Genomic DNA, 25769 nt, shown 5'->3' with positions numbered 1-25769 from the left:
CTCATGAACTGGGAATACGCAACACTTGCCCCACGCGGATGACATCGCCGTTGAGGTCGTTGGCTTGCTTGAGCTGGTTGATCGGCACCCCGTGGCGCACCGCAATCGCCGAGAGCGTGTCGCCGGACTGAATACGGTATTCGTCGCCACTCGGGCGGCGCTGGTTATCCCGCTGCCAGGCAAGCAGGCTTGCCGGCGGCGGATAGCGTTCGAAGTGGCTTTGCAAGCCGCTGAAGACCGCCTCGGCGATCTGTTGCTGGTGGACGGGATCCCGCAATCGCCGCTCTTCATCGGGATTGGAGATAAACCCCGTTTCGATCAGCAGCGAGGGGATGTCAGGCGACTTGAGCACCATGAAGCCCGCCTGTTCGACCCGCGATTTATGCAGCCGATTGACCCGACCGAGCTGATCCAGCACCTGCCCGCCAATCGACAACGAATCGTTGAGCGTGGCCGTCATGGTCAAGTCCAGCAGTACGCCGCGAAGCACTTGATCCTTGTCGCGCAGCGACAGGTTGCCGTCCACCCCGCCGATCAGGTCGGAGCGATTTTCGCTATCGGCGAGCCACTGCGCGGTTTCCGAGGTCGCGCCCCGCTGGGACAGCGCATACACGGAGCTTCCCTGGGGACGCGGGCTGTTGAAGGCATCGGCATGAATCGACACGAAGAAGTCGGCTTTCTGCTCCCGGGCGAGCTGGGTACGCTGTCGCAGCCCCAGGTAATAGTCGCCGTCGCGGATCAGCACCGCCTTGAAGCCGTCCACTGCGTTGATGGTGTTGGCCAGACGCTGACTGATATCCAGCACGACGTCTTTTTCCCGGGTGCCGGATGGGCCGATTGCCCCAGGATCTTCGCCCCCATGCCCGGCGTCCACCGCGATAATGATATCGCGCCTAGGGTGCGGCTTGGCTTCTTCAGAGCCCCTCGGCGCGTCCGCTGGCGGCGACGCCTGCTGACGGTCGCCCAACCGGGCGCTCGCACGCTGTGCCTCCATCTCCTGATCACGAATCATGGCCTCGATGGGATCGATGGGGTTTTCGACCGCACTTTCGCCGGGGTACTCCAGATCCACCACTAGCCGGTGGCCGTATTGATCGTTGGGCGTCAGGGTAAAGTGGCGCGGTGCCACCTCGCGGTTGAGCTCGAGCACGACCCGCAGTCCGTTGCCGTTACGGGTACCGGTACGCACGGTGCTGATGGCACTGTCGTCCAACGCCAGGCTGTCCGGGTCGGCTTCCAATTGACTTTCGTCAAGGTCGATGACCAAGCGGTCAGGACTCTCCAGGGAAAACACATTGGCCGACGCCGGGCCGGACAGATCAAGCACCAGCCGCGCGTGATCCGGCGCTGCCCAGAGCCGCATGCCTTCGACGGTGGCGGCCTGAAGCGACGTGCCAAAACTCGCTGACAGAACCGCCACGACGCAACATACCCGCCGGCGTATCGAGCGTCTGTTTATCGCCTTTACCCTTGTGACCATTGCGGTTACGACCATTGAAAAACACCATCCTGCTGGGGATAGTCCGACAGACGGTTCTGCAAGGTAGCCAGCACCCCGTGACCGAAGTCGCTGCCGGCGCTCAGTCGCGCTCGACGGCCGGAATTAACCACTTCCAGCTGCAGGCGGATATCCGGCGCCGGCAGCCAGCCTTCCCCTCGGCCAGGCCACTCGATCAGGCACAGCGCATCGTCGGCCAGCACCTCACGACCGCCAATGAACTCAAGTTCCTCAGGGTCGGACAGGCGGTAAAGATCCAGATGATAAAGCCGCTGGCCGGGCAGCTCATAGGGCTCCACCAGCGTATAGGTGGGACTCTTGACCGCCCCCTGATACCCATAGGCCCGCAACACCCCACGTGTCAACGTCGTTTTGCCCGCGCCCAGGTCGCCCTCCAGATAAACACGCCCGCGTCCCTGCAATACGTTACCCAGGGCTTCACCAAAGGCGACCTGAGCCTGTTCATTATCCAGTTGCACCTGCATGTGGGCTGCCTTCACGGGTTGATCAATTCTCGCGCATAGGATGCCAGATCGCTCGCCAGCAAGCCACGCTCACCGCACGCTGCTGCCGCCCGATCAGCGGCCAACGCATGCACCAGGGTGCCCAGCCAGGCGCTGGTTTCGATATCGCCGCGCTGGGCAATCAGCGCGCCGAGCATCCCGCTGAGCGCATCGCCCATGCCGCCGCTGGCCATGCCGGGGTTGCCGTACGGGCACACCATCAGCCCGCCCGGCCCCGCAACCAGGCTGCCCGCGCCCTTGAGGATGACGACGCCGCCACGGGCGCGCTGCAGGGCCTGGACGGCCTCGGGCCGATCCGCCTGTACTTCCTCAACGGTGCAGCCCAGCAGGCGAGCCGCTTCGCCGGGGTGCGGGGTGAGCACCCAGTCATCACGGCGCATATCCGGCCAGTGGCGCGCCAGCAGCGTCAGCCCGTCGGCGTCGACGACCAGTGGCACGCTCGCCTGCAGCGCACTCTGCAGCACCGCCTGCCCCCAGGCCGCCTGACCAAGTCCCGGCCCCACCACCACGGCATCGGCCTGATGCGGCAGCTCGCTGGCGTCCGCGCCGCCGCGAACCGCATGAGCCATGACTTCCGGGCAACGTACCAGACTGGCGGTGATGTGGTCGGCAGCGGTCGCCAGGCTGACTTTGCCCGCACCAAGACGCGCCGCCGCCTGGGACGCCAACAGCGCCGCCCCGCCGAAGCCGGGGGCGCCGCCCATGACCAGCACATGCCCCATGCGGCCTTTATGGCTGGTGCGCGACCGTGGCGTAAATGCCTCACCCAGCAGAGCATCGTCAAGGCGCCACGCGGTAGGCGGGATATCAAAAAACGCCTGGGCTTTAACGCTCAACGGACGGAAGTCGATTTCACCGGTATACGCCGGCGCATCGCCGGTGTGCAGACCGATCTTGTCGCCAATGAAGGTTACCGTGCAGGCGGCTTCCACCGCCACGCCGAGCACCGCGCCGGTATCGGCGGCCAGCCCCGAGGGAATGTCGATCGACAGGACGGGCTGAGGGGCCGCATTGATCGCCTCGATGGTGCGCCGGTAGCGCCCCGACACCTCGCCGTTCAAGCCGGTTCCCAGCAGCGCATCGACCACCACTTCGCCGGACAACACCGTCGCCGGATGCCATTCTTCGCAGCTCACCCCGGCCTGGCTGGCCAGCTGGGCGGCGCGATAGGCGTCATCCTTGAGTTCCTCCAGCGGTTTGAGCGAAATACGCTGCACTTTAAGCCCCGACTGCATCGCCAGCGCCGCCAGCACGTGGCCGTCGCCGCCGTTATTGCCACTACCGCAGAGTACCGTCACGCTGCGAGCCTGGGGCCAGCGGGAGCGAAAGCTGTGCCAGGCGCTGGACGCTGCGCGCTGCATCAGCGCGAAACCATCGATCCCCCCGGCAATGGTGCGCCGGTCGAGCTCGCGTACTTGAGCCGCTTTATAAAGAGGACGTAACGAAGACGTTGTTAAGCGAGACACGATCTCTCCTTTCGCATGTTGTGACGGCCAGCAATGCGTTAGCATAGCGCGGCTTACGGCTTACCGTTGAGTATCGACACCCAATTCCTCGAGCTTTTCATTTTTGCGACGAAGCGGCGCGCGCCCATGCTTTCAGACGACACCCTTGCCGGCCTTGCCGACCTCATCAAAACCTGGGGTCGCGAGCTTGGTTTTCAGCAGGTTGGCATCACCGACACCCAACTGGGCGACCATGAAGCGCATCTTAACGCCTGGCTGGACAAAGGGTACCACGGCGACATGGGCTTCATGGCCAAGCACGGCACCAAGCGCACCCGCCCGGACGAACTCGAGCCCGGCACCCGGCGGGTAATCAGCGTGCGCATGGATTACCTCCCCGCCGAAGTGGAAAGCACCAAGGTGCTCGGCCAGCCCAGACGTGCCTACGTGTCGCGCTATGCCCTCGGCCGGGATTACCACAAACTGATGCGCAAACGCCTGGCGCAGTTGGCGAAGCAGATCGAGCACGAGGTCGGGGCGTTCGGCTATCGCGCCTTTGTCGACTCCGCCCCGGTGATGGAGCGCGCCCTGGCACAGAAAGCCGGCCTTGGCTGGTTCGGCAAAAATGCCATGCTGCTCAACCCCAAGGCCGGCTCGCTGTTTTTCCTGGGCGAACTTTACACCGACCTGCCCCTGCCCGTTGACGCCCCCTTTGAGGGAGAGCACTGCGGCAGCTGCAACGCCTGCCGCACCGCCTGCCCTACCGGCGCCATCGTCGAGGACAAGGTGGTCGACTCGCGCAAATGCATCTCCTACCTGACCATTGAGCTGCACGGCGCGATTCCCGTTGAATACCGCCGCGCCATGGGCAACCGTATCTACGGCTGCGACGACTGCCAACTGGTGTGCCCGTTCACCCGCTTTACCCGCGTCACGCAGGAAGACGACTTCGCCCCGCGCCACGACCTTGATCGTGCCTCGCTTATCCGCCTGTTTGCCTGGGGCGAAGACGAGTTTCTGGCCAAGACCGCAGGCAGCCCCATCCGGCGCATCGGCTACGAGCGCTGGCTGCGTAATATCGCCGTGGGCCTGGGCAACGCGCCCTGGAGCGAGGCGCTGGAGGCCGCACTCTGGTCACGACGGGCCTACCCCAGCGCCCTGGTACGCGAGCACGTTGCCTGGGCGCTTGAGGAACAGCGTCTGAAACGCGCCACGCGTATTGCCACCGAGGCGTCCTAGGCGCGTTTACTCTTCCTCGTCGCTCTGTGCCTCGAGGCGCAAGAACGTATTGCGGTAATGGGAAAGCTCGGCAATCGATTCCTTGATATCGTCCATGGCCAGGTGGACATTCTGCTTTTTAAACCCGGCCAGGGCGCCGGGGTTCCAGCGCTTGGCCAGTTCCTTGACGCTTGAAACGTCCAGGTTGCGGTAGTGGAAGAACGCCCACAACGCCGGCATTTCGCGCTCCAGGAAACGCCGGTCCTGGTGAATGCTGTTACCGCACATGGGCGACGACCCCGGCACGACGTACTGGCGCAAAAAGTCCAGCGTCTGCTGTTCAGCCCCGGCCACACCGACGTCGCTGGCTTTGACCCGCGCCACCAGGCCCGATTCGCCATGGGTCTTTTGGTTCCAGTCATCCATGCTGGCCAGCAGGCTATCAGGCTGTTTCACGGCGATCACCGGGCCTTCGGCGATCACGTTCAAGTGAGCGTCGGTGATCAGGGTCGCCACTTCGATAATGCGCTCCTTGTTGGGGTCCAGCCCGGTCATTTCCAGGTCAATCCAGACCAGCAGGTCATCGCGCGGCGCGGCATGTTCACTCATGGTGCTCTCCAATCAGGTGGGTAGATCAAGTTACCCGGCGGCAGTTAACAGGTACAATGGGGGCCATTGTACCGAGTATCGGGTGGTCATGAGCAAACGTAAATTAAGCCGTCAGCAACGCTGGCGGGTCGAAAAGGTGCAGGCTGAGCGGGCCCAGCGCGCTGAAAAGCGCGACGTGCAGGATGCCGAGAAATTGGCCGCAGGGGAATACGGCGCCGAACAGCCGGGCCGCGTCATGGCCCATTTCGGCCGCACCCTGGAGGTGCGCGACACAAGCCACCAGCCGGTGCGCTGTCATCTGCGCGCCAACCTGGACGGCCTGGTGACCGGCGACCGGGTCATCTGGCGAGCGGGCCAGGAGGGCTCCGGCGTGGTGGTGGCGCGCGAAGAGCGCGACAGCGTCCTGAAGCGCCCCGACGCCCGCGGCCAGCTCAAGCCGGTGGCCGCCAATATCGATCAGTTGCTGATCGTGTTTGCCGTCGAACCCGCTCCCCACCCCAACTTGATCGACCGTTACCTGGTCGCCGCCGAGGCCACGGGAATTACCCCGGTGCTGGTACTCAACAAGACCGACCTGCTCCCCGACGATGGCGGCGAGCTGGGGACGCTGCTCGAGCGCTACCGCGCGCTGGGCTACCCGGTGGTACGTACCACCACGGCAAACGATGCCGGGCTGGACGCACTTCGCCAACAGCTCGAAGGCCGGACGTCGGTCTTTGTCGGCCAGAGCGGCGTGGGCAAATCGTCGCTGATCGACCGGCTGCTGCCCGATGAAACCCTGCGTATCGGCGCGCTGTCGGAGGATTCGCGTAAAGGCACCCACACCACCACGACGGCGCGGCTTTACGCCATGCGCAGCGACGAGGTGGCCAACGGCGAGCTGATCGACTCGCCGGGAATCCGGGAGTTCGGCCTGATTCATCTTGATGAACAGGACGTCACCGAGGGCTTTATCGAGTTGCGTCCGTTTATCGGCCACTGCCGCTTTCGCGACTGCCGCCACCGCGCTGAGCCGGGTTGTGCTTTACTCGATGCCGTCGAGGCAGGCAAGATCCATCCAGAACGTTTTGCCAGCTATCGGCGTATCCTTGATAGTCTGGACGCCTAACCGATAAGGAGCTGCCCATGAGCACCTCGTCTGAAACCAACGTGCTGCCGCTGATCGTCGAACCCGAACAGCTTCAAGCACGCCTGGACGACCCGCAACTGCTGATTATCGACGTGCCAGCCAATTCCGACAGCTATCGTCAGGGGCACGTGCCGGGAGCCATTTTCCTCGATTTCCGCTACCTGATGCGCGGCGAGGGGCCCGTACCGAACGACGTGCCCGACGTCGAGGCGCTATCACGCCTGTTCAGCGCCCTGGGGCTCACCCGTGACACCCACGTTGTGGCCTATGATGACGAAGGCGGCGGCTGGGCCGCGCGCCTGCTCTGGACGCTCGACCTGATTGGCCATCAACGCTATTCCTATCTTAACGGCGGCATTCACGCCTGGCGGGACGCCGGTATTGAAGAAAGCAGCGAGCCCACCGCGCCGGTGCCCAGCGACTATCAGGCCGAGATCCTCAATCCCCAGGCGATGATCAGCGCCGACGAGATCAAGCAGAAGCTCGACGACAAGCAGTTTGCCGTGTGGGATGCGCGCTCCCAGGCCGAGTACGATGGCGAAAAAGGTAATAACAAGCACCTGGGGCACATTCCCGGCGCGGTCAACATGGACTGGGTCAACGCCATGGATCGCCATCGGGCATTACGCATACGCGACTACGCCGAGCTGGTCACCGAGCTGGGCGCACTCGGCCTGACGCCCGAGATGGAAATTGCCACCCATTGCCAAAGCCATCATCGCAGCAGCTTTACCTGGCTGGTAGGCAAGGCGCTGGGCTTCAACATGCGTGGCTATCCAGGCTCCTGGGGTGAATGGGGCAACCGCGACGACACACCGATCGAGAAGTGAAAACACCACTGTGACCATTGCCCAAAAAGCCTTTTCCCGGCTTCAGTACCCGCTGCCGCATCATGCCCTATCGCGGCTGACAGGGACCTTTGCCCAGTGCGACAACCGCTGGGTCAAAAACACCTTGATCAACGCTTTTATCAAGCGCTTTGAAGTGGACATGAGCCAGGCGCTGGAGCCCGACCCCAGCGCCTACGCGACGTTCAACGACTTCTTTACCCGCGCCTTGAAAGCCGACGCCCGCCCGCTGGGCGATGGGCTTCTCAGCCCGGCGGATGGCACCCTGTCGCAATACGGCCGCCTGCAGGCGGGCCAGTTGGTGCAAGCCAAGGGCCACACCTACTCCGCACAGACGTTACTCAGTGGCGATACGGCGCTGGCAGAAGAGTTCTTAGGCGGCAGCTTTGCCACCGTTTACCTCTCCCCTCGGGACTACCACCGGGTGCACATGCCGGTGACGGGTACGCTTAGGGAAATGATCTACGTGCCGGGGCGGCTCTTCTCGGTCAACCAAGCCACCGCTAACTACGTGCCAGGCCTCTTTGCCCGCAACGAGCGCTTAGTGTGTATTTTTGATACCGAGCACGGCCCCATGGCCATGGTACTGGTCGGCGCCATGATCGTCGCGGCCATCGAGACCGTCTGGTCCGGCCAAGTCACGCCGCTGTCCGGTCACCCTCAGCGCATGCGTTTCGACCAACCGATTACGCTGGAAAAAGGCGCCGAGATGGGCCGCTTCAAGCTCGGCTCCACCGTGGTAATGTGCTTCGCCAATCCGGTGGCGTTTGAAGCCATCCCCACCGGCAGCATGGTGCAGATGGGCCAGACGCTGGGCATGGCGTAATCGCCTAACAGTTCGGCGTCGAAAAGGTCAGCACGTCTTCCAGGCGTGCTTTGCCCAGCGCCAGCTGAATCAGGCGGTCGACGCCCAGGGCCACCCCCGAGCCTGGCGGCAACCCCGCATCCAGCGCCGCCAGCAAGTGCTCGTCCACATCCACTTCGCCAACCCCCAGTTTGCGCCGCTCGGCGTTGTCGTCGGCGAAACGGGCACGCTGCTCGGCGGCGTCGGTCAACTCATCGTAGCCGTTTGCCAGCTCAATGCCGTTCAGGTAAAGCTCAAAGCGCGACGCGACCCACTCACCATCAGCGTCCTGATGGCGACGCGCCAGCGCCGCCTGGCTCGCCGGGTAATCGACGACCACGCTTAATTCATTGCGCCCAAGATAAGGCTCAATCACCATGCTCATCAACAAATCCAGGCAAGTGTCACGCCCGTCGTTCGCCAATGCCGTGGCGGGCATTTGGCCGTGCTTTGCGGCCAGTCGCCGAAGCGTCTCGAGCGATGAAGTGAAGGGGTCGACCGCCAGATGAGTATGGAACAGACGGCGGTAAGCGTAATGCACCACCGAGCCATGGAAACGCGGCAGAATGCTGGCCACCAGCGTGGCGGTTTCATCGATCAACGCGGCCAGGGAATACCCAGGTCGATACCATTCCAACATGGTGAATTCGATGTTATGCCGAGCCCCTACCTCGCCATCGCGAAAGCTCTTGGCCAGTTGAAAAATCGGTCCGCTGCCCGCAGCCAACAGGCGCTTCATATGAAATTCCGGCGAGGTCTGCAGCCAAAGTCGGCGCTGACCACGATCGGTTCGCGCCAGGGTGGAAAGCGAGACAAGATGGACGTCGGTGCTCCCCCCCTGGCCCAGGACGGGCGTTTCCACTTCGAGTACATCGCGCTCGGTGAAAAACGCGCGCACCTTGGCCAGCAATCGCGCCCGCTCTCGCAACGTCTCGATATCCGCCGTCGGCCGCCAGCTAGCGCTCATTAACGCCTCCCTAACACGATAAAGCCACGCAGGGTGCGTGGCTCTTGGTAGCTATGCTCAAGGCAGCGTGATCAGGCACGCGAAACGTATTCACCGCTGCGCGTATCAATCTTCAGGACTTCGCCTTCATTGATAAACAGCGGCACGCGCACCACGGCCCCCGACGAAAGCGTGGCCGGCTTTGAGCCGCCCTGCGCTGTATCGCCCTTCAAACCGGGATCGGTTTCCACCACCTCAAGCTCAATGAAATTCGGCGGTGCCACGTGAATGGCGTTGTCGTTCCACAAGGTAACGGTATAAGGCACCTGTTCTTTCAGCCACTTTTCCGTATCGCCCAGCGCCTTCTTCTCGACCGCATACTGCTCGAAGGAACCGTCGGTTTTCATGAAATACCACATTTCGCTATCGTTGTAGAGATACTCCATCTCCAATTCCATGACGTCGGCACCCTCTAACGAATCACCCGATTTAAAGGTGCGTTCCCCCACGCGGCCGGTCATCAGATTGCGCAGCTTGACACGGTTAAAGGCTTGGCCTTTGCCCGGCTTCACCAGCTCGTTCTCTATGATCGAGCAAGGATCGCCGTCGAGCATTACTTTCAGACCGCCCTTGAATTCGTTGGTAGAATAGTTCGCCATATTGCCTCTCAATGATGCGTTTCAGTAACGTGAGGCGCCACGTGTCGCTTTGCCTCTAATGAACGTTGTGGAATAAGTGCGCGCATGATAACCCGAAGGAGGGCTTTTTGCAGGAGAACATCATTATTGCTGACAAGGGCCCCGCGAGCCAAACAGGGACCTGGCAACAACAGCTTTCGCAAGCGGTTCGCGACCCGGCGGTCCTTTGCCAGCGCCTGGGACTGAGCGACAAATGGCTGCCCGGCGCTCGCACCGGGCATCAGTTGTTCGAGGTTTGCGTGCCCGACGCCTATGTGTCGCGCATCGCGCCAGGCGACCCTGGGGATCCACTGCTGCGCCAGGTGCTGCCGCTCGCAAACGAAGCCCTCTCCCTGCCCGGGTTCGTCGCCGACCCGCTTGAGGAAGCCGACCATCAGCCCGCCAGCGGCCTGATTCACAAGTATGCAGGCCGCGTGTTACTGATCGCGAGCCCCGCCTGTGCGATCAACTGCCGCTATTGTTTCAGACGGCATTTTCCCTACAGCGAGAATTCGCCCTCCAGGGCGCAGTGGCAGGAAGCCCTCGACTACCTGCGCGCCGACACCTCCATTCACGAGGCGATTCTCTCCGGGGGGGATCCGCTTGCCGCCAATGATCGCCAACTGGCCTGGCTGGTGGAGCAGCTTGAAGCCATTCCGCACCTTAAACGACTGCGCATTCACACACGTCTGCCGGTGGTCATCCCCGACCGCGTCGATGACGCCCTACTCGACTGGCTATCTGCCACCCGCCTGCAAAAAGTCGTGGTGTTGCATATCAACCACGCCAACGAGATCGACCAGTCGGTCGCCGACGCCTGCGACAGATTAAAGCAGGCCGGCGTGACCCTGCTCAACCAAAGTGTGCTGCTGCGAGATGTTAACGACGATGTGACAACTCTCGCCACACTGTCGGAACGGCTCTTTGAAGCAGGCATTCTGCCGTACTATCTGCACGTGCTGGACCCAGTTCAAGGGGCAGCACACTTTGATGTCTCGGATGAAGAAGCTCGCAAGCTTGTCGCTTCACTTCGCGACCTGTTGCCGGGGTTCTTGATGCCACGCCTGGTGCGGGAAATTCCCGGCAAAGGGAGTAAAACGCCATTGTGACGCATGTTGAAGAAACAGCGCCACTGAGACGCTTGAATGGCTCAGTGCTAACGCCTTAAGCCAGAAGTTAGTTATACCCTACGGATAGGCCCAGCGTACTGAGCCACCATCTCATCCGCAGTAAGCAGCAAAAATCCCTCGGCTTCGGCCTGGGCCACCAAAATTCGATCAAAAGGATCTTTGTGGATGGTTGGTAAATGAGCAACGTTGAGAGTATGCAATGCACTGATGGGGAGCTCTAAATAACCATTATCAACCAGCCCTCTTCGTAACAAATGCGGGTCAACGTGAAAGTCAGGGCGTTGTAGGCCGTTTTTGATGACCACTTCCCAAATGCTGGCGGCGCTAAAATAAAGCCTGTTGTTATCATCGTTGATCAGCGATAGCGCATCAGCAGAGAGCTTCTCGGGCGACACCGCCGCCCACAGCAAAATATGCGTGTCCAGCAGCAGATTCACATCAGCCTCCAAACATCTCGGCTATTTCCTCCTGCCCCATACGATCAAAATCATCAGGTACGCTAAACTGCCCTGCCAAAAATCCCAGGCGCTTTTGCTGCCCTGAAGCGGGGCTGTCAATCGCCGTCACGCGCGCCATCGGCTTACCCGCTTTGGCGATAATGAACCCCTCGCCCTCTGCAGCCCTTGCAACTAGCTGCGATAACCGCGTTTTGGCTTCATGTATATTGATCGCTTCCATAATGCCCTCTACCCAACAAGGCTTAACCAACTAGACTTAGTTTAGTCTGGATGTAAAGATTTGCAATTAGACGCTTTTTCATCACGGCTCTTTTTCTGTTCTTGAGTACGCCTCGCTAACGCATGGTTAGCTGTTCTAAAACATAGCCGCATCAAAGGCACCAGCAGCCACAGCAGCGGTGTCAACAGCCAGCGATAAGCAAATCGCACCACTATCAGCACCGGTAGCAGCACGACCAGCCAGACCAGAAACTGACCCAGCCATACCGGCCATCCAAGCCAGCTCGACAGGTTGGCGCCCAGCGCGCTGACCAGGCTTGGGTGACGAACCACCACATAGGCGGTACCTGCGACCGCGGCAACCTTGGCCATGCGCGGTAGGCTCGCAAAACGTCCGCCTGAAGCAACCATTCCCTGGCGCAAGCCAGCCCGAGCGCCCTGGGCCTCCACACTGCCCACCCGGGCAGCACGAGCGGCCTTACCCGCCCGCAGCACCTTGACGGTGCTGGCCATCACGAGTAGATCGACACCGGCCCAGCCTAGATAGGCGGCGTCAATGCCGTCGCCCCGCCGCCACTGGCGTTCGAGATCACGCAGCCCGCTGGTAAAGAAATCGCCCAGGCCCGCCACCACCCGCTCACCCTGTAGCCATTCGACCTCGCCCTGTTCACTGACTACAAACTGATTGAGCAGCGCGTGGCCGTTGGCATCCAGCAGGGCAATGCCCATTTGACCGCGACGAAAGGAGGTGAGCACGGAGCCAGCCTCTCCTTTTTCCTCACCCCACAAACGGCTGAGCTGCTGATAGCGCTCGCCTATCCAGTGTTGCGCACGCAGCGAGGCAACATCGTGGCGATGAAAAAAATGAATCGGCAGCACGGCATCGGCACCGAAGCGCACCAGCACTCGCTGAAAATCAGGCAGCAAACCGTACTCCACCAGAACGTCACGCGCCACGTCGCCGTGCTGCCATATTGCCAGCGCCGCGCTCATCCATAACGCTTGATCGTCGGCGTAGGTGAGAAAGAGCGCGTTGACCTCAGGCGTTTCCTGCTTAAGCGATGCTTCTAGCGGGGGTAGCGCCCGCTGAGCCTCCAGGCGCACCAGTTTCGACTCAAACGGCTCGTGTGAGGCCAGCGCTGATGCGAACCCGGCCAGGACGATCGCAGCTACCACCAACCTCTGCCAGGGTCGCATTGCTCGCCACCTCATTCTTCAGGCCGCCTGATTACGCCAGCGTTTCCGCCGTCACGTTGGCCGCAGGCTCCTGATCGGAGTGATGGCGGTTGATGGCGCTCAGCACTCCCTTCATCGACGCGCTGGTAATGCTTTCATCGTTGCCTACCCCAAAGACCGCCTTGCCGTCGATACGCACTTCCACGTAGGCGATCGCTTCAGCATCGGCGCCCTGACCCCGAGAGTGTTCATGATAGTCGATGATTTCCACATCGTGCCCGGCAGCGGCCAGCGCTTTGATAAACGCCGCCAGGGGGCCGTTCCCTTCGCCGCTGAGCGACTGCCGTTCGCCGTTTTGCTCGATGACGGCGTCCAGCGTGACTTTGGGGCTGTCGGGCTCTGACGACAGACGGTGATTGACCAGCGCAAAAGGCGCGCGCTGTTCGAGGTACTCATCGGCAAACGCCTGATAGATCATCTGCGAGGTGATCTCACGCCCGGTGCGCTCGGCCACTTCCTGCACGACCTGGCTGAATTCGATGGAAAGACGACGCGGCAGCTCGATACCGTGCTCCTGCTCCAGCAGATAAGACACCCCGCCCTTGCCGGACTGGCTATTGACGCGAATCACCGCTTCATAACTGCGGCCGACATCCAGCGGGTCGATGGGCAGGTAAGGCACGTCCCAGGTGGCGTCAGGGTTGGCGCGGCGCTCCAGCATGCCTTTCTTGATGGCGTCCTGGTGAGAGCCCGAGAACGCCGTGAACACCAGGTCACCCACGTACGGATGGCGCGGATGCACCGGTAACTGGTTGCAGTACTCCACTTCGCGCATGACCGGGGTGATATTGGAAAAATCGAGCTGCGGGTGAACGCCCTGGGTGTACATGTTCATCGCCAGGGTGACGATATCCACGTTGCCGGTGCGCTCGCCGTTGCCAAACAGCGTCCCTTCCACGCGGTCGGCGCCGGCCATCAGCGTCAACTCGGCCGCGGCTACCCCGGTCCCCCGATCGTTATGGGGATGCACGCTGACGATCAAATGGTCACGGTTATTGACGTGGCGGCAGAACCATTCGATCTGGTCGGCATAGTTGTTGGGCGTGGCGATTTCCACCGTGGCCGGCAGGTTGACGATCATCCGGTTGTCGGCGGTGGGCTTGAAGGTTTCCATCACCGCTTCGACAATCTCGACCGCAAAGTCCATTTCGGTGGTGGTAAACAGCTCCGGCGAGTACTGGAACGTCCAGTTGGTCTCGGGCGCGGCGTCCATGGCCGCGCGGATCTGCGCGGTGGCGTCGGTGGCAATCTTCACGCATTCAGCTTTATCCACGTTGAAGACCACGCGACGGAACATCGGATCGGTGGCGTTGTAAACGTGCACGATGGCGTTTTTGGCACCTTTCAAGGCTTCGAAGGTGCGCTCAATCAAGTGCGGGCGCGCCTGGGTCAGCACTTGAATGGTCACGTCCTCGGGAATCTTGTCCTGCTCGATCAAGGTGCGCACAAAGTCGAAGTCGGTTTGCGAGGCGGAGGGGAAGCCGACTTCAATCTGCTTGAAACCCACCTTGAGCAGCATGTCGAACAAGCGCTCCTTGCGCTCTTGGTCCATGGGGTCAATCAGCGACTGATTGCCATCGCGCAGGTCGACGCTGCACCAGATCGGCGGCATTTCAATGCGCTGACTGGGCCATTGACGGTCGGGTAAGTCTACCGCGACGAACGGACGATATTTCTTGGCGGGATCAGACAACATCATGACGGCTCTCCTGGGCAAATAGGCGGGTAATGGATGATTGGATTGACGGCGGGCGTGCCAACGAAAAACGCCCCATCGCCAGTACAGGCAATGGGGCGCAGAAAACGGTCAATAACAGAACGTGCGCAATCCACGGGGATGCGGCGTCCAAATCGAATTGATTCAATAAATCCAGTGTTCATATCCATGTCTTCCTCGCAACTAGTGTAACCCAACGACAATGCCAGCAGCACTGCCCGACCCTGAGATTCAGAGACGGGCGATTAGTAGTCGTAGGTCTAGCGCAAAGATGATCATGGATGTATTCATGCCTCTAGAAAATCAGTCCTGACGAGGTTTGTCAACTGACGAATGCGTATTGTCGGTCGACTCACCCAACAAGGCCGCCTCCATTCGATTCAGTTGGCTGCGCATCTCGCTCACCTCGCTGCGCAACGCCTTCGTCTCGTCGACCTCACCTTCGTTATTCAGCAGGTCGAGCGCGGCACTCTCTTTCTGCATCACGTCCAGCACGATACCGATCATCATGTTGAGGAAGATGAACGCCGTCAGAAAGATGAACGTCAGGTAGTAAATCCAGCTCCAGGCGTAAACCTCCTGGGTGGCATAGAGAATATCGGTCCAGTCTTCAAAGGTGGCGATACGAAACAGCGTCAGCATCGATATGGAGATATTGCCCCACAGGAAGCTATCGATGTCGGCAAACAGGAAGCTACCAATCGCGGCATAGATGTAGAAAATGATGAACATCAGCAACACCACATAGCCCATGCGTGGAATGGACTTCACCAAGGCTGAGAGCAGCATCTGCAGCTCAGGGATCATGGAGACCAGGCGCAACACGCGGAAGATCCGCAGCAGACGTGCCAGCAGCACCATCTCGGAATCGTCCATGGGGATCAGGCTGGCGGTGACGATGACGAAATCGAAAATGTTCCATCCGCGCTTGAAAAAGCGCACCAGACTGCCTTCGGCGGCAATCCTGATGAGGATCTCCACCAGGAAGAACACCGTGATTCCCATATCGAGATATAACAGCCACTGCTCAAACCGCGAGGTTTCTTCTTCGTAGGTTTTGGCACCGATGACCAGCGCCGAGACCACAATAATCGCGATCACGAACGCTTCAAAAAACTTGTTCGAACGCAGCGTTTCGAAACGCGCTTGCCAGGTGTCGAAAGGTTGATTCATAGGGTAAACAGACTCGCTCCGGTGGACGGCGCCACTTTATACTAAAACTTCACAACGGCACTACAAGTGATATCCTCCTGTGTCATTTGCTGTACTGCCGATGCCTCAGCCGACGTTATTGCGGCTCGCGGGCTTTTTTTGATCACTGCGCTGGATGACTCCCATGACACTGCTGTGGATAGCCTTACTGCCTTTACTGGGCGTCTTGGTGCCGGTCCTCAACGCTCAACGCAGCCGCGTGGCCTGTTCGTTGGCCACCGCCCTGCTGCCCGCCGTTGCCCTACTGCTCACCCTGATGCAGATACCGGCAATGCTCGACGGCGAAACACTGCGCTTCGCCGTCGGTTGGCTGCCCGAGCTCAACCTCGAACTGGCACTGCGCCTGGATGGCCTGTCGCTGCTGTTCAACCTGCTGATTATTGGCATCGGGCTTTTGATATTGCTGTATGCCCACTTTTATCTTGCCAGCGACGAACCCGTGGGCCGCTTCTACGCTTTTCTAATGCTGTTCATGGCCTCCATGGTCGGCATTTCCATGTCCGACAACCTGATCCTGCTGTGGCTATTCTGGGAGCTCACCAGCCTCTCCTCGTTCTTGCTGATCGGCTTCTGGTCGCACCAGTCGGAAGCCCGCAAAGGGGCGCGGATGGCGCTGACGGTTACCGGGGCCGGCGGTCTGGCGCTGCTGGCAGGTTTACTCCTGCTGGGCGATATGGCCGGCAGCTTCAGCATGGGCGACGTGCTGGCCAGCAGCGAGGTAATTGTTGCCGATTCGCGCTACCCGCTGATGCTGGGTCTGGTACTGCTCGGCGCCTTCACCAAGTCGGCCCAGTTTCCTTTCCAGTTCTGGCTTCCCCACGCCATGGCGGCTCCCACACCCGTGTCGGCTTACCTGCATTCGGCCACCATGGTCAAGGCGGGGATTTTTCTCATGGCACGGCTGCATCCCGCGATTGCCGACAGCGAGCTATGGACCGTCGTCGTCTCGCTGGTCGGTACCGTCACGCTGCTGTACGGCGCCTGGTTTGCGCTGTTCAAAACCGACTTGAAAGGCATTCTGGCTTTTTCAACGGTCAGCCACCTGGGCCTGATCACCGTTCTGCTGGGTATCGGCAGCCCCATGGCCGTGCTCGCCGCGCTGTTTCACATTCTCAACCATGCCACCTTCAAAGCCGCGCTGTTCATGAGCGCCGGCATCATTGACCATGAAACCGGCACCCGGGAGTTGAAGCAACTTGGCGGACTACGAAAGGCCATGCCGGTGACCGCGTTACTGACCACCCTGGCCGCCGCTGCCATGGCGGGGGTGCCGCTGTTCAATGGCTTCCTCTCCAAAGAGATGTTCTTTACCGAAACGCTGGAAACCCCGGTACTCGGCGGTTTGAGCTGGTTACTACCGGCGCTTGCCACCCTGGGGGGCATTCTCTCCGTCGCCTACTCGTTACGCCTGGTGCACGCGGTGTTCTTCAAACCCGCGCGCGAAGCGCCACCCAAGACGCCCCACGAGCCACCCCACCTCATGCGCTTGCCGGTGGAAATTCTGGTCGTGCTGTGCGTGGTGGTGGGCCTGTTCCCCGCCCTGATGGCAACGGGCCTGCTCGACCTTGCCACTCAAGCAGTGCTGCAGCGGCCCATGGCGTTCAAGCTGGCCATTTGGCATGGCGTTAACCTGCCGCTGATGATGAGTATCGCCGCGCTGGTGATAGGCACCGCTCTCTACTGGCGTCACCACGAGATGCGCCTCTTCACCCGGCAATTTGCCAGCGTCGATGCAAGACGCGTGTTCGAGCGCCTGGTGGTAACGCTTGGCTACCAGGCCGAGAAGCTGGTGGCGAGATTCGAAGGGCATTCGCTGCAGCGCTACATGACCTTGCTGCTATTCGCGGCCTTTTTAATGGGCTTGATCGGCCTTGTCCAGATTACGGACCTTACCGGCGCGGCCGGCAATCAGCCGGTCGACGGCGTCGTGATTCTCGGCGCAGTGATGCTCATCTTCGGCGGCATTGCCACCGCTGCCACCCATCGCTACCGCCTGATCTCGCTGCTCATGCTGTCGATCGTGGGGCTGTTTGTCGCCCTCACCTTTGCGCGCTTTTCGGCACCGGACCTGGCCCTGACCCAGCTATCCGTGGAAGTGGTCACGATGATTCTGCTGATGCTGGCGCTGTTCTTCCTGCCGCAAAAAACGCCCCAGGAGTCCAGTCCGCTGCGCAACCTGCGCGATATGCTGCTCGCGGGTTCGCTTGGCCTGGTCATCGCCAGCCTTAACTATGCGGTATTGACCCGCGACACGCTGTCGATCTCGAGCTTTTTTGTCGAGAACAGCAAGCCCGGCGGCGGCGGCTACAACGTGGTCAACGTCATCCTGGTGGATTTCCGTGGCTTCGATACGCTGGGTGAAATCACCGTGCTCGCCATCGCCGGGCTTGCCATCTTCAAGCTGCTGAACCGCCTGCGCCTGTTTATTCCGCACAGCGACGGGGAAGGCCGGGTATGGTCACCGGATCGCTACCCCGCCATCCTGACGTCTATTTCCATGACGATTCTGCCCCTTGCCCTGCTGGTATCGGCGTTTATCTTCCTGCGCGGCCACAACCAGCCAGGCGGCGGCTTTATTGCCGGTTTGATTACCGCCGTAGCGTTGATTCTGCTGTATATGGCACGTGGCGTGGAATGGGCCCAGGAACGCCTCAACTTCCCCTTCCAACCAGTGGCCGTGGTGGGTGTAGCCATCGCCACCCTTACCGGGCTTGGCAGCTGGCTGTTCGGCTATCCGTTCCTGACCTCATCGTTTGGCTACTTCACCCTTCCCATCGTCGGTGAATTCGAGCTGGCCACCGCGCTGCTCTTCGACCTTGGGGTTTACCTGGCCGTGGTAGGCGCCACGCTGATGATCCTGGCCAACCTGGGCAAGGTCACCACCGCCCATCGCCCGGTGCCCGAACAGGCCGAAAAAGATGCCGAGACACCCTCCGCCCCCTCAAGCAAGGAGCCTCGTTAATGGAATTGCTCTACGCGATCACGACCGGCGTACTGACCGCCTCCGGGCTCTATCTGACGCTGCGCGGACGCACCTTCCCAGTGGTGGTGGGGTTAACCCTGCTCTCCTATGCCGTCAATCTGTTTCTGTTTTCCATGGGCGGACTGACCACCGACGGCGCCGCCCTCGTCAATCAGGGCGATAACTTTGCTGACCCGCTGCCCCAGGCGTTGGTGTTGACCGCCATCGTGATCGGGTTCGCCATGACCGCCTTTGTGGTCATCCTCGCGATGCGCGCGCGCAGTGAGGTGGGTAACGACCACGTGGACGGCAAGAAGGAAGATCGCGAATGATCCAGCATCTGATTGTGTTACCGGTCGTCCTGCCGTTGGTCGCGGGGATTCTTCTGCTTTACCAACGCCAGGGAATGGTCTGGTACAAGCGAACCGTCAGCGTGGTGTCCACGGTCGGCCTGCTGTTCGTCGCCATGGGGCTGGTCAGCCAGGCCAACTCCGGCGACGTGACCTATTACGCGCTGGGGGACTGGCAGCCGCCGTTCGGCATCGCGCTGGTGCTCGACCGCTTGTCGGCGCTGATGTTGCTGGTCACCGCGCTTCTTGCAGTCGGCGCGGTGGTCTTTGCCTGCGGCGGTGATGATGAGAAAGGCAGCAACTTCCACGGGCTCTTTCAGTGGCAGTTGATGGGCATCAATGGCGCCTTCCTGACCGGCGATCTGTTTAACCTGTTCGTGTTCTTCGAGGTGCTGCTGCTGGCTTCCTATGCCCTGCTGCTCCACGGCGGCGGCAAGGCGCGGATTCAGGCCAGCGTGCACTACGTGGTGCTCAATCTGGCGGGGTCATCGCTTTTCCTGATTGGTGTAGGCGTGCTGTATGGCGCCACCGGCACCCTCAACATGGCGGACATGGCCTCGCGCATGGCCGAGCTGCCCGCCGAGCGCGAAGGCCTCGTGGTCGCGGGCGCCCTGATCCTGCTGGTGGTGTTTGGGCTTAAAGCGGCCATTTTACCGCTGTATTTCTGGCTCCCCCGGGCTTACGCAGCCGCGCCGGCCCCGGTTGCCGCCCTGTTTGCGGTGATGACCAAGGTGGGCATTTACGCGATTCTGCGGGTGTATAGCCTGATCTTTGGCGATCAGGCCGGCAACCTGGAGGCCATTGAGCAGTCCTGGGTATGGTGGCTCTCGTTAGCCACCCTGGTCGCTGCCGGGGTGGGCGTCATGGCCGCCCGGGATCTTCGCCTGCTGATTGCCTATCTGGTACTGATTTCCGTGGGTACGCTCCTCGCGGGCGTCGGCATGCGCAGCCCTGCCGCTACCTCGGCGCTGCTCTACTATCTGATTCACACCACGCTGATTACCGGCGGCCTGTTCCTGCTCGCCGAGATGATTGGCCTGCAACGCGGCAAACCAGGCACCCGCCTGGTCAAGGGGCGCCCCATGGTTCAGGGCTCGGCCCTGGCACTGGCCTTCTTTTTCGGGGCGATTGCAGTGGCCGGTATGCCGCCACTGTCCGGCGCTTTCGGCAAAGCGCTGATGCTCAACGCGGCAGAAGGCACCCAGCGACTCTGGCTGTGGCCGCTGCTGCTGCTGGCGGGCCTGGCATCGCTGATTGCGCTTTCCCGCGCCGGCTCCACCCTGTTCTGGCGCAGCCACCGCGGCAACCTGAGCGGCAGCCCGCTATCGCGTTATCAGTGGTTTGGCATGTTGTGGTTACTGAGCGCGTCGCTGCTGCTGGTCGTGTTTGCGAACCCCGTGAGCGATTATACCCAGGCCACGGCCGAGCAATTGGCCAATCCAGGCCTGGTCATCGATAGGTTAATTCCTGACGCCGGAGACACCCCATGATTCGATCACGCGCCTGGCTGCCGACCCCGGTATTTTCCATTTTATTACTCGTGGTATGGCTCCTGCTGGCACGCAGCGTCTCCCCCGGTCACATCGTGCTGGGCGGGTTCCTGGCCATTGTCATCCCGCTACTTACCCACCGCTTCTGGGATTCCCGGCCACGTATCAAGAAGCCGCTGGTGCTGCTGCGCTTTGTGCTCCGCGTGCTGGGCGATATCATCACTGCCAACTTTGAAGTGGCCTATCTGATTGCCAATCCGTGGCGTAAGCTCAATCCCCACTTTGTGGAATATCCGCTCATGCTGGAAGAGCGCTTTACCATTACCCTGCTGGCCAGCACGATCAGCCTGACGCCGGGAACCGTGTCCGCCAACTTGCGTATGGACGGTAAAACGCTGCTCATTCATGCCCTGAATGCCGATGACGAAGAGGCGTTGATCCATCAGATACGCGAACGCTACGAACGCCCGCTAAAGGAGATCTACGAATGCTGAGCATTGCGCTGTATATCACCCTGGCGCTGGTCGTCATGGCCCTGCTGCTCAACCTTTATCGTCTGACCATCGGCCCCGATTTACCCGACCGCGTGCTGGCCCTGGATACCATGTACGTCAATTCCATCGCCCTGATCGTGCTGCTCGGCCTGTGGCTGAACACCAAGACCTACTTCGAGTCGGCGCTGCTCATCGCCATGCTCGGCTTTATCAGTACAGTGGCCGTCTGTAAGTACATACTACGCGGGGATATCATCGAATGAAGCCGGTTATCTTTCTTGCCGCTACACAGGTGCACTTATGTCATTTTGGGTAGAGTCCTTGATTTCACTGCTGCTGATTGCGGGCGGTATTTTCGTGTTTATCGGCTCCCTGGGGATGGCCCACCTGCGGGACTTCTATATGCGCCTGCATGGCCCCACCAAGGCCACCACGCTGGGCATCGGCTGCATGCTGGCGGCTTCCATGACGTATTTCTGGAGCCTTGACGGTAAGCCCGATATTCAGGAAATGTTGATCACGCTGTTTCTGTTTATCACCGCGCCGGTCAGCGCCCATCTGCTGGCCAAGACCGGCCTGCACATGCGCCTCAAGCACATTGATAAAACCCAGGGGCAGCCCGTGGAGCTTCGCCCGGAGGAAGTGGGTAAGAAGCCTGTTCCCCACCCCGACAAGGGGCATGGTTAATGATCTCGTTTCGTTAAGGAAAGCGTATGTGGAGCCTTTTCCGGCTATCGGCGTTGTCGCTGTCGGTGGTAGTGCTGGCGGGTTGCTCTGAACCCCGGGTCGATACCAGCTCGATGCCCGCGGCCGTGGTATCGGTCGAGAAAGTGCGCGAGTCGCTGCCTACCTACAAGCGCGACGAATTCGATCAAGCCCTGACCATCATGGCGATGTCATCGTTTGACGGCATCGATATTCTCAACCCGCAACCGCTGAACGCCGCTGAAATTGCCGAGTCGGCCAATGCCCATATGCATGGTTTGACCGGCGATGAGGTGATCGAGAAAGCCAATGAGATGCTGCGCAACCGCCGCGCGCGCGAGCGTCAGCAGGCGCTGAACATCCTGTCGCGGCTGGAAGAGAAACAGGCCAGGGCCGAGCACGACCGTGAGCAACGCGAGCGCGTTACCCTCGACAGCGCCGAGTTTTACATGAGCACGAGCCCCTACGGGGCGCTGGAGCCGGTGATTGAACTTGCCGTGACCAACGGCTCCGATGAACGGCTCTCCCAGCTATCGCTTAGCGGTGTCATCACCACCCCCGGACGCGAAGCGCCCTGGGTCGACGAGGCCTTCTATTACGTGATTCCCGACGGCTTGGCGCCGGGAGAAAGCGCCGAGTGGCGCCTGGCGCCCAACCGTTTTGGCCCCTGGGGGAATCGCGACATTCCCGACGGTGCGCAATTCGACGTCACCATCGAGGCGATTCACGACGAGGAAGGCAACCCGCTATGGGATGCCCCGGCGCTGAGTGAGCGCCAGATTGAACGGCTCGAGGCCCTGCGCGATGAGTACGGCGTAATGGACGACCGCTCAAGCGAGTAAACGAGGGCCCGAGGGGCATCAGGGCGCGTCGATCAAATCGCTCTGCCGGTAGCCGATCAGGTACAGCACCGCGTCAATGCCCAGGGTTGAAATCGCCTGCCGGGCCTGGGCGCGAACCATGGGTTTGGCACGGAAGGCAATGCCCATGCCAGCCTTGGCGAGCATCTTGAGGTCATTGGCCCCATCGCCCACGGCGATCGTCTGGTCGAGGGTCAACCCTTCGCGCAGGGCGATTTGCTCCAATAGCTCCGCCTTGCGTTCGGCATCGACAATCGGCTCGCTTACCTCGCCGGTCACCAGGCCGTTCTCGATCACCAGCTCGTTGGCGTGAATTTCGTCAAAGCCAAGCCGCGCTTGCAAATACTCGGCAAAGTAGGTGAAGCCGCCGGACAGAATGGCGGTGCGGTAGCCAAGCCGTTTCAAATTGACCATCAGGCGTTCGAGGCCGTCCATCAAGGGCAGTTCGGCGGCAATCTCGGCCAGCACCGATTCGTCGAGTCCCTCAAGCTTGCTCATGCGCGCGCGGAAGCTTTGCTGAAAGTCCAGCTCACCGCGCATCGCCCGCTCGGTGACCTCTGCCACTTCTTCACCCACGCCGTGCCGCCGCGCGAGCTCATCGATCACTTCCGTCTTGATCAGCGTCGAGTCCATATCGAAGCACACCAGGCGGGGCTGAACCTGGTCGCGAGCAGCGTCCTGGATGACAATATCGACGTCCAGGGTTTCACTCAGCACCAAGGCGGCATGGCGCACTGCCTCAACCGCTCCCCCGGCACCGGCTAGGCGCTGCTCCAGGCAGTCGATGGATGCGCTTTGCCCTGCGGCGTCGGCAAGCCTCCGGGTGTTGGTTACTTGCAAGCCGAACTGCGCCACCAGGGCGTCTATCTGGGCTTGGATGTCAGCGGTTATACGCGCTGCTAATACGGTTAAAATCAAGTCACCGCCTGCCATTGTCTAGTTCCCTGCTCCAAGCCAGTCAACTTTTTGGAAGCCGCGGGGCAGTTTACTGCCCCGACGTCCCCGCTCGCCACGATAATACGCCAGATCCTCAGCCTTCAGGGTAAGCTTGCGCTTACCGGCGTGCAGCTCCAGCGGTTCACTGTCGCCGATCACGGCGATACCGCGTACAAACTCCTCCCGCCGGGCAGCGCGCGGGCCAGGGATGTCGAGCATCTTGTTGCCCTTACCCTTGGCCATTTCCGGGAGCTGTTCCAGGGGGAACAGCAGCAAGCGCCCCTCGTTGGATACCGACGCCACCCAGAGGTTGTCACCTTCGGGCACTTCGACAGGCGCCATGACGCTACAGCCTTTCGGCACGCTCAATACCGCCTTGCCCGCCTTGTTCTTGCCGGTCAGCGCCTCCAGACGGGCAACAAAGCCATAGCCGCCGTCGCTGGCCAGTATAAACCGCCGCTCGCCCGGTGCCAGCATCACCCCGGCCATGCGCGCGCCGGCGGCGACGTTGGCCCGCCCCGTCACCGGTTCGCCCTGTCCCCTTGCACTAGGGAGATTGTGGGCGCTGAGCGTATAGGCTCGGCCGGTGTCGTCCAACAGTACCAGTGGCTGGTTGGTCTTGCCCCGAGCGGCCAGCTGGAAGCTATCCCCGGCCTTGTAGGAAAGCCCTTCGGGGTCGATATCGTGCCCCTTGGCGGCGCGAATCCAGCCTTTATCCGACAGCACCACGGTGATGGGGTCGGCCCCCAGCAGCTCGACGTCGGACAACGCCTTGGCATCGGCACGCGCGACCAGCGGCGAACGACGCGCATCGCCATGTTCCTTGCCCGCCGCGCGAAGTTCTTTTTCGATCAGCGTGGTGAGCTTGGCCTCGCTGCCCAACAGGCCTTCAAGATACTTGCGTTCCTTTTCCAGCTCGTCCTGCTCGCCACGGATCTTCATTTCTTCAAGCTTGGCGAGGTGGCGCAGGCGCAGCTCCAGAATGGCTTCCGCCTGGCGCTCGGAAAGGGTAAAGGCGTTGATCAACGCAGGCTTGGGTTCGTCCTCCTCGCGGATAATGCGAATGACCTCATCGATATTCAGGTAGGCGGTCAGCAGGCCTTCCAGAATATGCAGGCGGTCTTCGACCTTACCCAGGCGGTGTTCCAGCCGGCGGCGCACCGTGGCGCGCCGAAAGCGCAGCCACTCGCCGAGCATCTCGGGCAGCGGCATCACCCGCGGGCGGCCGTCCAGGCCGATCACGTTCATGTTCACCCGCACGTTCTTTTCCAGATCCGTGGTGGCAAACAGGTGATCCATCAGCGATTCGACGTCGATGCGGTTGGAGCGCGGCTCGATCACCAGACGGGTAGGCGCTTCGTGGGTCGACTCGTCGCGCAGATCGGCCACCATAGGCAGTTTTTTGGCCTGCATCTGCGCGGCAACCTGCTCCAGCACCTTGGCACCGCTGACCTGATACGGCACGGCGGTGATCACGATATTGGCGTCTTCGCGCTCATAGCGGGCGCGCAGCTTGACCGACCCTCGCCCGGCTTCGTAGAGCTTGCGCAGGTCTTCCTTGGGGGTAATGATCTCCGCATCGGTGGGAAAGTCCGGGGCGGGGATAAATTCCATCAGATCGGTCGTGGTGGCCTTGGGGTTGCGCAGCAGGTGGCAGGTGGCGTCCACCACCTCGTTGACGTTGTGCGGCGGTATATCGGTGGCCATCCCCACGGCGATGCCGGTACCCCCGTTGAGCAACACATGGGGTAATTTGGCTGGCAGTACCAGCGGTTCCTGCATGGTGCCGTCAAAGTTGGGCACCCAATCGACGGTACCCTGACCCAGTTCACCCAGCAACACATCGGCGAATCTGGAAAGCTTGGCCTCGGTGTAGCGCATGGCGGCAAACGACTTGGGGTCGTCGGGGCTACCCCAGTTGCCCTGGCCGTCCACCAGCGGATAGCGATAGCTGAACGGCTGCGCCATCAGCACCATGGCTTCGTAGCAGGCGCTGTCGCCATGCGGATGGAACTTGCCCAGCACATCGCCGACGGTTCGCGCCGATTTCTTGTACTTGGCGTTGGCATGCAGCGCCAGCTCGCGCATGGCGTAGATGATTCGCCGCTGCACGGGCTTCATGCCGTCGCCAATATTGGGCAGCGCACGGTCGAGAATCACGTACATCGAATAGTCGAGGTACGCTTTTTCGGTGTAGTCGCGCAGGGAGAGACGTTCGACGTCGCCCTCCGCTACTTGAATATCCATGTCGATCATATCCTA

The 25769-nt window shown here is 61.1% G+C and carries 25 protein-coding genes; 12 read left to right on the top strand and 13 right to left on the bottom strand.

Annotated elements, in window-relative coordinates:
* Position 1: 1 nt before the first annotated feature.
* The 3 genes from QC815_RS02955 to QC815_RS02945 form a co-directional block, all read right to left on the bottom strand.
* On the bottom strand, positions 2–1363 hold the full coding sequence (locus QC815_RS02955; protein ID WP_230446892.1) for an N-acetylmuramoyl-L-alanine amidase: 1362 nt from the start codon (positions 1361–1363) through the stop codon (positions 2–4).
* Positions 1364–1485: 122 nt separating this feature from the next.
* Positions 1486–1983 carry a tRNA (adenosine(37)-N6)-threonylcarbamoyltransferase complex ATPase subunit type 1 TsaE gene (gene tsaE, locus QC815_RS02950; protein ID WP_230446578.1) on the bottom strand — a complete coding sequence of 166 codons (498 nt, stop codon included), beginning with the start codon at positions 1981–1983 and terminating at the stop codon, positions 1486–1488.
* 11 nt (positions 1984–1994) lie between these two features.
* Positions 1995–3488: an NAD(P)H-hydrate dehydratase gene (locus QC815_RS02945; RefSeq protein WP_230446577.1), complete on the bottom strand. Its 1494-nt coding sequence runs from the start codon at positions 3486–3488 to the stop codon at positions 1995–1997.
* 126 nt (positions 3489–3614) lie between these two features.
* Between QC815_RS02945 and queG the strand changes: the two genes are divergently transcribed.
* Positions 3615–4706, top strand: a complete 1092-nt coding sequence (queG, locus tag QC815_RS02940) for a tRNA epoxyqueuosine(34) reductase QueG (protein ID WP_230446576.1) — start codon at positions 3615–3617, stop codon at positions 4704–4706.
* Between the two features lie 6 nt (positions 4707–4712).
* Here the strand turns inward: queG and orn are convergent, their stop codons facing one another.
* Positions 4713–5294: an oligoribonuclease gene (gene orn / locus QC815_RS02935; RefSeq protein ID WP_309766877.1), complete on the bottom strand. Its 582-nt coding sequence runs from the start codon at positions 5292–5294 to the stop codon at positions 4713–4715.
* Positions 5295–5382: 88 nt separating this feature from the next.
* Here orn and rsgA point away from each other — a divergent pair, with 88 nt between their 5' ends.
* The 3 genes from rsgA to asd are packed head-to-tail and all read left to right on the top strand — an operon-like array spanning position 5383 to position 8097.
* Complete coding sequence (gene rsgA, locus QC815_RS02930; RefSeq protein ID WP_309766875.1) at positions 5383–6402, top strand: small ribosomal subunit biogenesis GTPase RsgA; 1020 nt, start codon at positions 5383–5385, stop codon at positions 6400–6402.
* Positions 6403–6419: 17 nt separating this feature from the next.
* Positions 6420–7253, top strand: coding sequence for a sulfurtransferase (locus tag QC815_RS02925; protein WP_230446573.1), 834 nt, complete (start codon positions 6420–6422; stop codon positions 7251–7253).
* 10 nt (positions 7254–7263) lie between these two features.
* Entirely contained in the window at positions 7264–8097 is an 834-nt protein-coding gene (asd, locus tag QC815_RS02920) for an archaetidylserine decarboxylase (RefSeq protein ID WP_309766873.1), read from the top strand.
* A gap of 4 nt (positions 8098–8101) precedes the next feature.
* Here asd and epmA read toward each other — a convergent pair whose 3' ends face one another.
* A complete protein-coding gene (epmA, locus tag QC815_RS02915; protein WP_309766871.1) occupies positions 8102–9082 on the bottom strand; it encodes an EF-P lysine aminoacylase EpmA in 981 nt (326 codons plus the stop codon).
* A gap of 71 nt (positions 9083–9153) precedes the next feature.
* Entirely contained in the window at positions 9154–9720 is a 567-nt protein-coding gene (gene efp / locus QC815_RS02910; protein WP_230446570.1) for an elongation factor P, read from the bottom strand.
* Positions 9721–9827: 107 nt separating this feature from the next.
* On the opposite strand from efp, the gene epmB reads away from it, so the two are divergent.
* On the top strand, positions 9828–10847 hold the full coding sequence (gene epmB, locus QC815_RS02905) for an EF-P beta-lysylation protein EpmB (RefSeq protein WP_230446569.1): 1020 nt from the start codon (positions 9828–9830) through the stop codon (positions 10845–10847).
* 71 nt (positions 10848–10918) lie between these two features.
* Here the strand turns inward: epmB and QC815_RS02900 are convergent, their stop codons facing one another.
* From QC815_RS02900 to QC815_RS02880, 5 genes are all read right to left on the bottom strand, one after another.
* On the bottom strand, positions 10919–11305 hold the full coding sequence (locus tag QC815_RS02900) for a type II toxin-antitoxin system VapC family toxin (protein WP_230446568.1): 387 nt from the start codon (positions 11303–11305) through the stop codon (positions 10919–10921).
* A 1-nt stretch (position 11306) separates the two neighbouring features.
* Positions 11307–11546, bottom strand: coding sequence for a type II toxin-antitoxin system Phd/YefM family antitoxin (locus QC815_RS02895; RefSeq protein ID WP_092825449.1), 240 nt, complete (start codon positions 11544–11546; stop codon positions 11307–11309).
* 41 nt (positions 11547–11587) lie between these two features.
* A complete protein-coding gene (locus QC815_RS02890; RefSeq protein ID WP_230446567.1) occupies positions 11588–12742 on the bottom strand; it encodes a hypothetical protein in 1155 nt (384 codons plus the stop codon).
* A gap of 31 nt (positions 12743–12773) precedes the next feature.
* Positions 12774–14480 (bottom strand): 2-isopropylmalate synthase, encoded by a 1707-nt coding sequence (gene leuA, locus QC815_RS02885; protein WP_309766868.1) that lies wholly within the window; start codon positions 14478–14480, stop codon positions 12774–12776.
* Positions 14481–14801: 321 nt separating this feature from the next.
* Complete coding sequence (locus QC815_RS02880; RefSeq protein WP_230446565.1) at positions 14802–15671, bottom strand: ion transporter; 870 nt, start codon at positions 15669–15671, stop codon at positions 14802–14804.
* Between the two features lie 163 nt (positions 15672–15834).
* On the opposite strand from QC815_RS02880, the gene QC815_RS02875 reads away from it, so the two are divergent.
* From QC815_RS02875 to QC815_RS02845, 7 genes are read left to right on the top strand one after another with little or no spacing between them, the layout of a single operon-like run.
* Complete coding sequence (locus tag QC815_RS02875; protein ID WP_309766866.1) at positions 15835–18672, top strand: monovalent cation/H+ antiporter subunit A; 2838 nt, start codon at positions 15835–15837, stop codon at positions 18670–18672.
* Positions 18672–19004 (top strand): Na+/H+ antiporter subunit C, encoded by a 333-nt coding sequence (locus QC815_RS02870; protein WP_230446563.1) that lies wholly within the window; start codon positions 18672–18674, stop codon positions 19002–19004. The genes QC815_RS02875 and QC815_RS02870 overlap by 1 nt, the downstream gene beginning before the upstream one ends.
* On the top strand, positions 19001–20512 hold the full coding sequence (locus tag QC815_RS02865; protein WP_309766863.1) for a monovalent cation/H+ antiporter subunit D: 1512 nt from the start codon (positions 19001–19003) through the stop codon (positions 20510–20512). The genes QC815_RS02870 and QC815_RS02865 overlap by 4 nt, the downstream gene beginning before the upstream one ends.
* The gene (locus QC815_RS02860; RefSeq protein ID WP_230446561.1) at positions 20509–21006 is read left to right on the top strand and encodes a Na+/H+ antiporter subunit E; all 498 of its coding nucleotides are present in this window, start codon (positions 20509–20511) and stop codon (positions 21004–21006) included. Before QC815_RS02865 ends, QC815_RS02860 begins: the two co-directional genes overlap by 4 nt.
* Positions 21000–21269, top strand: coding sequence for a K+/H+ antiporter subunit F (locus QC815_RS02855; protein ID WP_027335316.1), 270 nt, complete (start codon positions 21000–21002; stop codon positions 21267–21269). The genes QC815_RS02860 and QC815_RS02855 overlap by 7 nt, the downstream gene beginning before the upstream one ends.
* Positions 21270–21306: 37 nt before the next feature.
* Positions 21307–21693 carry a Na+/H+ antiporter subunit G gene (locus tag QC815_RS02850; RefSeq protein ID WP_230446560.1) on the top strand — a complete coding sequence of 129 codons (387 nt, stop codon included), beginning with the start codon at positions 21307–21309 and terminating at the stop codon, positions 21691–21693.
* Between the two features lie 26 nt (positions 21694–21719).
* Positions 21720–22553: a DUF6694 family lipoprotein gene (locus QC815_RS02845; RefSeq protein ID WP_230446559.1), complete on the top strand. Its 834-nt coding sequence runs from the start codon at positions 21720–21722 to the stop codon at positions 22551–22553.
* An 18-nt stretch (positions 22554–22571) separates the two neighbouring features.
* On the opposite strand, the gene serB is transcribed toward QC815_RS02845, so the two are convergent.
* Entirely contained in the window at positions 22572–23504 is a 933-nt protein-coding gene (gene serB / locus QC815_RS02840; RefSeq protein ID WP_230446558.1) for a phosphoserine phosphatase SerB, read from the bottom strand.
* Between the two features lie 3 nt (positions 23505–23507).
* Positions 23508–25763, bottom strand: a complete 2256-nt coding sequence (parC, locus tag QC815_RS02835) for a DNA topoisomerase IV subunit A (RefSeq protein WP_309766857.1) — start codon at positions 25761–25763, stop codon at positions 23508–23510.
* Positions 25764–25769 lie beyond the last annotated feature (6 nt).

Source organism: Vreelandella gomseomensis (assembly GCF_031451645.1).
In the GTDB taxonomy this organism is placed as follows: domain Bacteria; phylum Pseudomonadota; class Gammaproteobacteria; order Pseudomonadales; family Halomonadaceae; genus Vreelandella; species Vreelandella gomseomensis.
Note: the sequence above shows the minus strand (reverse complement) of the source record. Positions and strands in the feature narration are given on the sequence as shown.